6 protein-coding genes are annotated in these 12,101 nt (G+C 67.0%); 4 read left to right on the plus strand and 2 right to left on the minus strand.

Annotated elements, in window-relative coordinates:
• Positions 1 to 5: 5 nt before the first annotated feature.
• Positions 6 to 3,218, plus strand: a complete 3,213-nt coding sequence (locus G4D85_RS19465) for a DUF4215 domain-containing protein (protein ID WP_164014087.1) — start codon at positions 6 to 8, stop codon at positions 3,216 to 3,218.
• Positions 3,219 to 3,439: 221 nt separating this feature from the next.
• The gene (locus tag G4D85_RS19470) at positions 3,440 to 5,257 is read left to right on the plus strand and encodes a leucine-rich repeat domain-containing protein (protein WP_240359377.1); all 1,818 of its coding nucleotides are present in this window, start codon (positions 3,440 to 3,442) and stop codon (positions 5,255 to 5,257) included.
• Positions 5,258 to 5,308: 51 nt separating this feature from the next.
• On the opposite strand, the gene G4D85_RS19475 is transcribed toward G4D85_RS19470, so the two are convergent.
• Both G4D85_RS19475 and G4D85_RS19480 read right to left on the minus strand, forming a co-directional pair.
• Positions 5,309 to 5,935 (minus strand): NlpC/P60 family protein, encoded by a 627-nt coding sequence (locus G4D85_RS19475; protein ID WP_164014091.1) that lies wholly within the window; start codon positions 5,933 to 5,935, stop codon positions 5,309 to 5,311.
• Between the two features lie 540 nt (positions 5,936 to 6,475).
• On the minus strand, positions 6,476 to 7,063 hold the full coding sequence (locus G4D85_RS19480) for a hypothetical protein (protein ID WP_164014093.1): 588 nt from the start codon (positions 7,061 to 7,063) through the stop codon (positions 6,476 to 6,478).
• Between the two features lie 189 nt (positions 7,064 to 7,252).
• Here G4D85_RS19480 and rph point away from each other — a divergent pair, with 189 nt between their 5' ends.
• Both rph and G4D85_RS19490 read left to right on the plus strand, forming a co-directional pair.
• Positions 7,253 to 9,871: a rifamycin-inactivating phosphotransferase gene (gene rph / locus G4D85_RS19485; protein ID WP_164014095.1), complete on the plus strand. Its 2,619-nt coding sequence runs from the start codon at positions 7,253 to 7,255 to the stop codon at positions 9,869 to 9,871.
• A gap of 270 nt (positions 9,872 to 10,141) precedes the next feature.
• Positions 10,142 to 11,719: a peptidoglycan DD-metalloendopeptidase family protein gene (locus G4D85_RS19490; RefSeq protein ID WP_164014097.1), complete on the plus strand. Its 1,578-nt coding sequence runs from the start codon at positions 10,142 to 10,144 to the stop codon at positions 11,717 to 11,719.
• Positions 11,720 to 12,101: the final 382 nt, after the last annotated feature.

The following is a 12,101-nucleotide window of genomic DNA, read 5'->3' on the forward strand; positions in this document are numbered from 1 at the left end:
AGCCCATGCTCCGCAACGCCTTCTCCTTCCTCCCTCGCGGGTGGCTCGTCCTCCTCGCGCTGGCCCTGCCGCTCCTCGCCTGCGTGCAGCCCGAGAGCGTGACGTGCCCGTCCGGGCTCGTCTGTCCCTCCGGGCAGCAGTGCGCGGCCCGACAGGACATGTGCATCCGGACCTCCTGCGGCGACGGCATCGTCCAGGAGGGTGAGTCCTGCGACGACGGCAACATCCTCCAGGGCGACGGGTGCAGCACGGACTGCGGCTCCGACGAGACCTGCGGCAACGGCACCGTGGACGTCGTCACCGGCGAGGTCTGCGACGACGGCAACACCGTGAACGAGGACGGCTGCAGCGCGAACTGCCGCTCCAGCGAGCTGTGCGCCAACGCCACGGTGGACACCGCCGTGGGCGAGAAGTGCGACGACGGCAACTCGCGCTCGGGCGATGGTTGCAGCGCGGACTGCCTCTCCACCGAGTTCTGCGGCAACGGCTACGTGGACGTCACCCGTGGCGAGAAGTGCGACGACGGCAACAACGACAGCGGCGACGGGTGCAGCGGTGACTGCCGCTCCGAGGAGAGCTGCGGCAACGGCATCGTCGACGTCGCGGTAGGCGAGAAGTGCGACGACGGCAACAACGACAGCGGCGACGGGTGCAGCTCCGACTGCCGCTCCAACGAGTCCTGCGGCAACGGCATCATCGACATCGCCGCTGGTGAGCTGTGCGACGACGGCAACACCGCGGACGGCGACGGCTGCGCCTCCGACTGCCGCTCGGGCGAGGGCTGCGGCAACGGTGTGCGCGACCTCGACGAGGAGTGCGACGACGGCAACACCGTCGACACCGACAATTGCCTCCGCAACTGCAAGCTGCCCCGCTGCGGCGACGGCGTCACGGACCGGCAGTCCCCCGGGCTGGAGCAGTGCGACACGTCCGGCGAGTCACCGGAGTGCAATGCCAACTGCACGGTGCACGCCTGCGGCGACGGCTTCGTGAACGTCAGCGCCAGCGAGCAGTGCGACAACCCGGGCGCGGAGGACTCGGCCAACTGCGACAGCGACTGCTCCATCGCCTTCTGCGGAGACCGCTACCGCAACCCCGCGCGCGGCGAGCAGTGCGACACCGGCGGCAACTCCAACGCGTGCGACGCCGACTGCACCCTCCCCCTCTGTGGTGACGGCCTGCTCAACACGAGCGCCAACGAGGCGTGCGACTCCGGCGGCGAGTCCTCCTTCTGCGACTCCGACTGCACGCCCGCCTTCTGCGGCGACGGCCACCCCAACCCGGCCGCCCGCGAGGAGTGCGACGACGGCAACGCCACCGAGGAGGACGACTGCCTCGCGGGCTGCGTGCGCAACACCTGTGGCGACAACTTCGTCGACCTCCAGGAGCCTGGCGTCGAGGCCTGCGACGACGGCAACCGCTTCTCCGAGACGGAGTGCCCCTACGGCACGCGCACCTGCACGCGCTGCAACGCGGCGTGCTCCGCGGCCCTGAGCCTCAATGGCCGCTACTGCGGCGACGGCACCCGGAACGACGACAGCGAGGTCTGCGACGACGGCAACACCGCCACCGAGTCCGAGTGCACCTACGGCACCCGCAACTGCACGACCTGCGATGCGACTTGCGCGACGTCGCTCCGGCTCACCGGCCGCTACTGCGGCGACGGCGCCCGGAACGACGACAGCGAGGTCTGCGACGACGGCAACACCGCTACCGAGTCCGAGTGCGCCTACGGCACCGCGACCTGCACCCTGTGCAACAGCGCCTGCACCGAGCCCCTGACGCTCACCGGCCGCTACTGCGGCGACGGTGCCAGGAACGATGACCGCGAGGCCTGCGACGACGGCAACAAGGTGACGGAGACGGAGTGCGGCTATGGCACCCGCAACTGCTCGGCCTGTGATGCCACCTGCGCGACCACCCTCACCCTCTCCGGCCGCTACTGTGGCGACGGTCGCCTGGAGGAGTCGCGCGAGCTCTGCGACGACGGCAACACCGACAACGAGACGCGGTGCGACTACGGCGTCCAGACGTGCACGACGTGCAACTCCACCTGCACCGACACCCTGACGCTCACGGGCCCCTACTGCGGCGACGGCCGGAAGGACCCGAACGAGGCGTGCGACGACGGCAACACCGCCACCGAGACCACGTGTGACTACGGCACCCAGAGCTGCATCGCCTGCAACGCCACCTGCACCGGCGTGCTGAGCCTCACGGGGCCCGTGTGTGGCGATCAGATCCAGAACGGCAACGAGGTCTGCGACGACGGCAACACGACGACCGAGGATTCGTGCCCGTACGGAACGGCGGAGTGCACCCTGTGCCGGTCCGACTGCATGAAGGAGCTGGAGCTGACCGGCCCCATCTGTGGCGACGGCTTCAAGAGCAGCACCGAGGTCTGCGACGACGGCAACACCGCCAATGAGACCACGTGCGGCTACGGCACGCGCAGCTGCGTGGGCTGCAACTCCACCTGCACGGCGGAGCTGAGCCTCTCCGGCCCCTACTGCGGTGACGGCGCCCGGAACGACGCCAGCGAGGCCTGCGATGATGGCAACGGCATCGAGGAGACCGAGTGCCCCTACGGCCAGAAGACCTGCACCCTGTGCAAGGCGGACTGCTCGGACACCCTGAGCCTCACGGGGCCGCACTGCGGCGACGGCGTGGAGAACGGTGGAGAGACGTGCGACGACGGCAACGCCGACGTCTGTGGTGCCTGCAACGCCACGTGTACGCGCATCCAGATCGCCCCGGCCAGGGGCCGCATCCACACCGCGGGCAGCGCGGACATCCGGGATGGGGAGATCTTCATCATCTCCGACGGCATGAACTCCTACGCGGTGTTCGAGTTCGACCGGAACGGCACCTCCAACCCGGCCAACGTCCGCATCTTCGTCTTGAACGGGACCAGTGAGGCCCAGATGGCTCAGAACATCATGACGGCGATCCAGGGTGCGCCCAACCTCGACATCACGGCCACCGCGGCGGCGGGTTCGAGGACGGTGGAGCTCGTCAACGACAAGAACGGCTCGCACGGAAACCAGGCCATCGTCGAGTTCGTGCAGAACTCCCGGTTCCAGGTGGAGAGCATGTCCGGAGGCGCCGGACAGGACTGCCCGGAGGGCGTCCGCTGCACGGCGGACAGGGACTGCGAGCACGGGCTGGTCTGCGGGGCCGACAAGAAGTGCGCGGCGCCGCCAGTTGGAGGTCCGTGAGGCGGTGACACGAGGGGCCAGCGGACCGCGAACGGAAGTCCCGGGCGCGGCGGCTGGCTCCTGAGAACCGGGGCTGTGGGCCACCGCGCCTGGGTGTGGCGGCCCTCTCCCCGAGCCCTCGTGAAGAGCACCACCGCGCTTTGGCGTTGACCTGCCACCGTGCAACCCACTTGGCTTCCGGCTCCTGGCCTTGGAGAGGTGCTTGCGTGGGTGGTCGGACGTTGCGATTCGCGGGATTGCTGCTCCTCGTGGCGGGCTGCGCCACCGTCCCTTCCCCGGTGTCCCCGCCAGCCGCGCCTCCCGCGCCCGTGGCCGTGCAGCCGCCGCGTCCCCTCCTCAAGGCGTACCGCCTCCTGCCGGATGGGACGACCTCGGAGTGGGGCTCACTGCCGGCGGGTGACTCCGGCTTCCAGCCGCCTCCCGCGGGTGACTGGTACGCCGAGCCGCTGGAGCCCGTGAAGACGGTGGAGGGCGCCCGCGCGCTGGCCGCCGTGCTGCGGGACTACCGCGTCCCGGGGCTCTCCTTCGGGGACGTGGGCCTCCCCGCGCCGGAGCTGCTGATGCCGCTGCTCGAAGGCACGGCCGTCGTGTCACTCCAGCTCTCGGGCACCGGCTTCGGGAATGAGCACCTCGCCGCGCTTCAAGGCGCGACCTGGCTGGAGGCCCTGCACCTGGACGGCACGCGAGTGGGCGACACCGGCCTCGTCCACCTCCAGGGCCTGCACAGGCTGGCCACGCTGCGGCTGGATGAGACGTCCGTGTCCGACCAGGGACTGGCCTCGCTCGCGGGGCTCACCACCTTGCGCCGCCTGTCGCTGGCGGGCACGGCGGTGAGCTCGAAGGGGCTCGGCCTGCTCGCGGCGCAGTCGGAGCTGGAGTGGCTGGACGTCTCGGACACGACGACGGACGACACGCTGCTCGCGGCCGTTCCGGGGGCCCGCCTGCGCACGCTCATCCTGAGCGGCACGCGGGTGACGAACGCGGGACTTGGCGCGCTCCGGGGGATGCCTGGGCTGACGTGGCTGGGCCTCGCGCGCACGGAGGTCTCCGACGTGGGCCTCGCGCACGTGGCAGGGCTGCGCGGACTGGAGGCCCTCCACCTGGGCAGCACCCGGGTGACGGACGCGGGGCTCGTGCACCTCGCGAGCCTGCCGGCGCTGCGGGCCCTGGTGCTCAGCAAGGCCCACGTCCGGGGCCCCGGGCTCCATCACCTCGCCGGCCTCACGCAACTGGAGGCCCTCCATCTGGACGACACCCGCGTCGGCGATGCGGCGCTGCGTCACCTGCGGGGCCTCACCCGACTGCGGGAGCTGGAGCTGTCCCGCACGGCTGTCACGGGTGCCGGTCTCCAGGAGCTGACGGGCCTGGGCACACTCGAGGTCCTCGGGCTCGCGGGCCTCACGCTGGAGGACGCGGCGCTCGCGTCACTGGCGCCCCTGACGCGGCTGTCCCGGCTCGACCTGGCCTCCACATCCATCGGCCTCGCGGGGCTGCAGCACCTGGGCCCGCGCCCCGCCCTGCGGCACCTGGACCTGAGCCGCACGGGCTTCAACGATGAGTGGGCGCCTCACCTGGGGCACTTTCCGCGGCTCCAGTCGCTGCGCGTCGAGCGCACGCTCCTCACGGACGTGGGGCTGGGCCAGCTCGCCATGTTGCAAGAGCTGGAGGCCCTCCACGTGTCGGGGACCCTCATCACCGGCTCGGGCCTGGTCCGGCTCCAGCAGCTCCCGCGCCTCGCCACGCTCGACCTGGGGGCGACGTCGCTGGATGCGGCAGGCGTGAAGGCGCTTCAGGAGTTCCGCGGGCTCGGCTGGCTGAGCCTCGCGGGCGTGCCCATCGGCGACGAGGCTCTCGCCTTCCTGCCGCGCGCGCTGCGCACGCTGTACCTGACGCGGACGAGAATCACGGACGCGGGCCTGCCGGCGCTGCACCGGCTGCCGCTGTTGCGGGAGCTGGACCTGCGCCGGACGGCTGTGTCCCCGGCCGCGCGGGCCGCCCTGGAGACGGAGCGGGGCATCCGCCTCGTGTCCTCTCCGTAGAACTCCTCCCCCAGGCTTCGCGAAGACGTTCATCCGCGGGTGCGGACCTGCTCAGATTCCTGGTACTCGGTGAGCAGTATACGCAGAATCCTGAAGGTACCCGGTTGCATTGGAGATGATAACGCCTGTCTTGCTGCCATCGGGGTTTGTCCATTCCGGTGTCGCCTCCAGGACCGACGGAATACCATCTCCGTCACCGTCACCCAGGTAGACAGCGACATGCCCATGCTTCACCAGAAGATCGCCAACCTGGATATAGGCCTTTGAAATCTGCGGAATGCCATTCTTCATCGCAGTGGAGGATGTCCAGCCGAAAGGCACGCCTGCATACTGGAACATCTTATACACCAGCCCCGAGCAGTCGACCCCCCTGACGCCAGCAGGCTGATAGTAGTTGCCTTGACCACTGCCGCAGCTTGAACCGTAATGCCATATCCCAGTGCTGGGAGCAGCGCCGAATCGGTACTGTCCACCACAAGCGCCCGTGTAGACGGAGTCGAGTGCCGCGAGGCCATAGGAAAGAGCCAGGCGGACTTTTTCGGAAGGTGAAGTCGCCACCTTGCAATTCTGCATGTAATAAGGAATGCCATGCGCCGGGATGCCTGCCACGAGCGTTCCATTGAGATAGTAACTGAACTCATCGCCAGGCACGATTGCCACGTGGACGATCCCACCCACCTTCCACTCTCCAGGTCCAGCGGTGTAGCTCTCGCTGGATTGCAATCCGACCCCCGGGCGGAAGTTTTGCACTGTGGCGGTGTGAGTGTATCCCGTCCCATTCAGTAGATTGTTGGTGATCTGGTAGACACCTCCGTACGCGTTCACCTTGTTCCAGCAGGCCCCGGCGTGCGGCCCGGTCCGATAAAATGTGTAGTCAGCTCGAGCAGGCGACGTGACTGCGAAAAACGATACGAGAACAGAGACGGTCGCCCGCATCGTGCATCTGCGGGACGAGTGCATTTCGATACATCCTTTCGTTTATTACATGGATGGAAAAGACATTCGAACCTCGCACTGCCCCTGCATGGAGTCCTGAATTACGCGAGATCCAGACTTATTGGACCTCCACATGCCTGAGAATGTCAAGCTGAGACATTCCCACGCCATGGCCTTGCCGATGGCCACCACCGACAGGCGCGTCGCCCGCACCGCTCGTCGTCGATGGCCGCCTTGCGCTTCATGATGGCCCGCTTCTCTACCCCCCTCAGGCGGCAAGGGTCAGCGGCAGTTGCCGGGATTGAGGTACGGGAAGCGGTCCGCCGTGTTGATGCTGGTCTCGATGCTCTGGCTATAGACCTGGCCACCGAACGCGTTGCGCACGTTGATGTGCATGTTGCTGTCCAGATAGAAGTTGCCACCGCCCGACGGGTTCACCCAGTAGCGATTGCCATTGACCGTCCTCACGAAGAAGGCGCCCTCGTAGTAGCGCCGGGCCGTGAAGTCACTGCCGAGCACCAGGTTCAGCGCCCAGTAGTCCGACGCGCCCATGAACGCGGTCGCCGGGTAGTCCTTCCAGATGTTGAATTCGCTCAGGCACTGGTAGTCCGTGCTGCTGCACGTACCCCCGTTGGCCAGCTGCATGCGGCCGTGGAAGCCCACCGAGGCGACGGCGCTGTCCAGCCGCCAGTTCAGCGTCTTGATGTAGAAGAACAGCGAGGAGTACGCGTGCGAGGTGTTGTAGGCCCCCACGCGGTCCACGAACACCTCGCAGTACGAAGCCGGGTAGTCGGCAGCCCCCGCGCGCGAAGGCGCGAGCACCGAGAGGAACAGCGAGGCCACGAGGGCGGAGAGGAGCGTGTTGCGCATGGAGGTCACTCCGGGCAGGCAATGGATGGACGGTTCCATCCAACCCGGTGTCTAGTCGCAGCGCACCCGCGGGAGCAACCTACGCCCGGGAGACTGACCCAGGCCTGCCCACGGCAGGTGCGAGGCTGGCCTCGGCGCGCGAGCCCCCTCAGGCCTATAGTGGCGCCCTTCGATGAGGGAGGTGAAGGAATGCCTGCTTACGTGCTCGGTTTCCACGAGGCCGACCGAACCCGAATCATGGTTGTCGGGGGGAAAGGCGCGAGCCTGGGGGAGCTTTCCAGGCTGGAAGGCATCCGCGTGCCGGATGGCTTTTGCATTTCGACCGAAGCCTTCAAGCGAATCCTGGGAGAAGCGCCGACGCTGGGCGAATGGCTCGATCGGTTGTCGCGTCTGAAGGCGGAAGACCGGGATGGAATCCGGGAGCTCAGCGCGGAGCTCCGCACGCTCATCGAAGGGATGGCCATCCCTGAAGACGTTCAGGAAGCGATCACCCACTTCCTTTCGAGGCTTGGCGAGCACGCTGCCTATGCCGTCCGGTCCAGCGCGACGGCGGAGGATTTGCCGGAGGCTTCCTTCGCGGGCCAGCAGGACACGTATCTGAACGTCATCGGGAAGCCGGCGATCCTGGCGCACGTCAGCCGGTGCTGGGCGTCGCTCTTCACCGAGCGGGCGGTCACCTACCGCCTTCGGCAAGGCTTCGACCACCGCAAGGTCCACATGGCGGTGGTGGTGCAGAAGATGGTCTTCCCGCAGGCGGCCGGAACCTTGTTCACGGCCGAGCCCGTGACCTCGAACCGGAAGGTGTCCTCCATCGAGGCTGGCTTCGGCCTCGGTGAGGCCTTGGTCTCCGGCCTGGTGAACGCCGACGGCTACAAGGTGCGGAACGGCCAGGTCACCGAGAAGACGGTCGCCACCAAGAAGCTGGCGACCTGGGCCTTGTCGGATGGCGGTACGCAGGAACGGGCGCTCGAGCCCGAGCGGCAGAACAGCCCCGTGCTGACGGATGAGCAGATCGTGCGGCTCGAGCGACTGGGCAGGCGGATCGAAGCGCACTTCGGTCATCCCCAGGACATCGAATGGTGCCTGGTCGACGACGCGTTCTACATCGTCCAGAGCCGGCCCATCACGACCCTGTACCCCATCCCGGATGTGGGTGATCGAGGCAACCACGTCTTCGTATCCGTCGGCCATCAACAGATGATGACCGACCCCATGAAGCCCTTGGGGCTGTCCTTGTGGCAGTTGACCGCCGCTCGTCCCATGTATGCGGCGGGTGGGAGGTTGTTCGTCGATCTCACGAAGGAGCTGGCTTCACCGGCCAGCCGGGGCGTCCTGTTGAATGGCCTGGGCGGATCCGAGCCGCTCATCAAGGATGCCCTCATGACCCTCATCGAGCGGGGCGATTTCATCGAACCGTCGCCCGCGGCTCCACCAGCACCGGGTCCCGCTCAAGGCAAGCCAAGTATGTCGCCCGCGGGTTCCCACCCGCCTGTCGACGACGATCCGGCGATCGTCGCCGAGATGATCGCGCGCAGCCAGACGTCGCTCGAAGCGCTGAAGCGGAACATCCAAACGAAGTCCGGAACGGAATTACTGGATTTCATCCTGGAAGACATTCAGCACTTGAGGAAGAGCCTGTTCGAACCGCGGAGCTTCAGCGTGATCATGGCCGGCATGAACGCTGCGTCTTGGATCAACGAGAAGATGATGGCGTGGTTGGGCGAGAAGAGCGCCGCGGACACCCTCTCTCAATCCGTGCCGAACAACATCACCTCGGAAATGGGGCTGGCGCTGCTGGACGTCGCGGACGCGATCCGGCCTCATCCGGAGGTGGTCGAATACCTGCAAAATGCCAGGGATGAGGGCTTCTTGGAGGGCCTGACCCGGTTGGAGGGTGGACAGGCAGCCCACGGTGCCATCTCCGCTTATCTCGAAAAATTTGGCATGCGATGTGTCGGGGAAATCGATGTGACGAGGACGCGTTGGCGCGAAAGACCCACGACTCTCGTCCCCTTGATCCTCAGCAACATCAAGACCTTCGAGCCCGGGGCCGGCAGCCGGAAGTTCGAGCAGGGGCGGCAGGAGGCCACGAAGAAGGAACAGGATCTCCTGGCGCGATTGAAGCAATTGCCGGATGGGGAGCAAAAAGCCGGAGAAACGCAACGGATGATCCGCCGGCTCCGGAACTTCATCGGCTACCGTGAGTACCCGAAATACTTCATCGTCAATCACTCCTTCCTCTGCAAGCAGGCCTTGCTGAAGGAAGCCGAGCAGCTCGTGCAGGCCCACGTGCTCCATGAGAAGGAAGACATCTACTACCTCACCCTCCAGGAGCTTCGCGAAGTCGTGCGCACGAACCAGCTGGATGGCCAGCTCGTCAGCCGGCGAAAGGACGAGCACGAACGCCACCGGAAGCTGACGCCACCGCGAGTCATCACGTCCGACGGTGAAATCGTCGCAGGTGCGTACAAACGAGCCGGTCTCCCCGCCGGAGCCATCGTCGGTCTACCGGTCTCCTCGGGCGTGGTGGAGGGACGAGCCCGCATCCTCTTGGACATGGCCGACGCCGATCTGGCAGTGGGAGACATCCTGGTCACCCCCTTCACGGACCCGAGCTGGACGCCCCTGTTCGTGTCCATCAAGGGCCTGGTGACCGAGGTGGGGGGACTGATGACCCATGGCGCGGTGATCGCCCGGGAGTACGGCTTGCCGGCCGTCGTCGGCGTGGAGCATGCGACCCGGCTGATCCAGGATGGGCAACGCATCCGCGTGCATGGAACGGAAGGGTACGTCGAGATCCTGCCCTAGCCGGCGCTCACTCTAGCGACCGAGGGGGACGACTTCCTCCTCGGGCGGGACTTCCGGCTGCACGGCCTCTCCACCGGCCTGGCGCACAGCTCGCGCCAGGCTGGAGACCTCGGCCCAACGCGGCGGATTCAGAAGGGTTCCTGCATCCAGGAAAACATGGCTAATCATATTTTATGTTTTTTTTGGGATGACGGAGCGCTCGGGCCCTCATGGAAGGGCAATGGCTGCCGCCCCCCGAACAGCTCCCCCCAACGCAGGATGAAAATCCCCATGAAATTCGAAGGCTGGCTGAATCCCCGTACGTGGCTGTCAGGCCTGTCACTGGCGCTGCTGCTGAGCGGCACCGGCTGCGGTTCTGAGGATCCGATTGTAGGCACGCAGGAGGCACCCACGCAGGAGGCGCCTCTCGTCACGGCGTTGGCGCGGCCCAACTTCCAGGCTCCCTTCCCCTGCGGGCAGTCCTGGACGTACAGCCATCACAGCGCCGAGGTGCGGCGCGCGCTCGACTTCGTGAATAATGGTGGTGGCACCAACGGCCAGCCCCAGCTCGCCTCGGCGGCGGGTTACGCCACGCGCCACTACGAGGCCGGCGGCGCGGGCAACTACATCAAGATCGACCACGGCGGTGGGTGGGTGACGTACTACTTTCACCTGTCCGCCTACTCCGTGCCGAACGGCACCCAGGTGGCGCAGGGCCAGCAGATCGGCTTGACGGGGAGCACCGGCGCGAGCAGCGGAGCGCACGTCCACTACGAGCAGCTGCTCAACGGCGTGGGCCAGGACATCGTCCTCAACGGCGTGTCGCTCGCGCCCTATCCCGGCAGCTACGGCTCCAGGAGCCACACCAGCAACAACTGCTCCAGTTGCGTGATCAAGGGGGACATCAAGGCGAAGTACGATGCGATGAACGGTCCGGCGCTGCTGGGCAAGTGCCAGGTCGGCGAGCTGGCCACGCCGGATGGGGTGGGCCGCTTCAACCACTTCGAGCGCGGCAGCATCTACTGGACGCCAACGCTGGGCGCGCACGTGGTGATGGGCAGCATCCGTGGCCGGTGGGAGCAGCTGAACTGGGAGCGCGGCCCGCTGGGCTATCCCATCATCGACGAGTGGACGGCGCCGGACGGCCGTGGCCGCTTCAACCACTTCGAGCGGGGAAGCATCTACTGGACGCCGGAGCTTGGGGCCTGGGAAGTCCACGGAGAGATTCGTAACAAGTGGGAGCAGCTGGGCTGGGAGCGCAGCGTGCTGGGTTACCCGAAGACGGGGGAGCAGGAGACGCCGGACAAGACGGGCCGCTTCAACCACTTCGAGAACGGGAGCATCTACTGGACGTCGGCGACGGGAGCGCACGAGGTGCGCGGACTCATCCATGGGAAGTGGGCGGAGCTGGGGTGGGAGAAGAGCAACCTGGGCTACCCGCTGACGGATGAGCAGGGGGCGGCAGACGGGGTGGGCCGCTACAGCCACTTCCAGCGGGGCAGCATCTACTTCACGCCGGCGACGGGAGCGCACGAGGTCAATGGTGAGATCAATGTCAGGTGGGTGGCGCTGGGCCGTGAGGCGGGGCTGCTGGGCTACCCGCTGACGGACGAGACGAAGACTCCGGATGGGGTGGGCCGCTTCAACCACTTCCAGAATGGCAGCATCTACTGGACGGCGGCGACGGGAGCGCACGAGGTGCGCGGCCCCATCCGGGCCAAGTGGGAGTCCCTGGGCTGGGAGACGGGAGCGCTGGGGTACCCGGTGCGGGATGAGTACGCCGTCACCGGTGGCCGTGAGAGCGAATTCCAGAAGGGCTTCATCACCCTCAACACCACCACCGGCGCCGTGACGGTGCGCATGAAGTAGCTCGCGAAGCGCGGAAGAGCCACGGTGTCGGGGCAAGCCAACCCTGCTTGCTCCGTCCCGCTCATGAGGCACCGAGGGCAAAGAAAAAGCCCAGCAACCCGGTGAGCTTGCTGGTCTTCTGAATGTAGAGGCGGCGGGTCTTCGCGTACGTGAAGGGGGCCCCCGGGTGCGGGCAATTCTGGAGCACCGGGGCTTGCCCACGGCATGTGCGAGGTTGGCCCCGGCACGAGGGCCACCCCAGGCCGCGGGGTGTTGAGGCTCAAGAGGCCCAGGCCCCTGCTACGCACCTGATGGGAGCGCGGTCTGGGCAGGCGTGTACCCCAAGGGGGCTCAAGCGGCCTGTCCACAGGACGGGAGCATCACTCGGGCGGCCGGCCATGAA

This window comes from Pyxidicoccus trucidator, from assembly GCF_010894435.1.
Lineage (GTDB): Bacteria > Myxococcota > Myxococcia > Myxococcales > Myxococcaceae > Myxococcus > Myxococcus trucidator.

What these genes read in the sequence shown, in the direction of transcription:
- rph (WP_164014095.1), top strand. Translation starts at nt 7,253, where the DNA reads ATGCCTGCTTACGTGCTCGGTTTCCACGAGGCCGACCGAACCCGAATC.
- G4D85_RS19490 (WP_164014097.1), top strand. Translation starts at nt 10,142, where the DNA reads ATGAAATTCGAAGGCTGGCTGAATCCCCGTACGTGGCTGTCAGGCCTG.
- G4D85_RS19480 (WP_164014093.1), bottom strand. Translation starts at nt 7,063, where the DNA reads ATGCGCAACACGCTCCTCTCCGCCCTCGTGGCCTCGCTGTTCCTCTCG.
- G4D85_RS19465 (WP_164014087.1), top strand. Translation starts at nt 6, where the DNA reads ATGCTCCGCAACGCCTTCTCCTTCCTCCCTCGCGGGTGGCTCGTCCTC.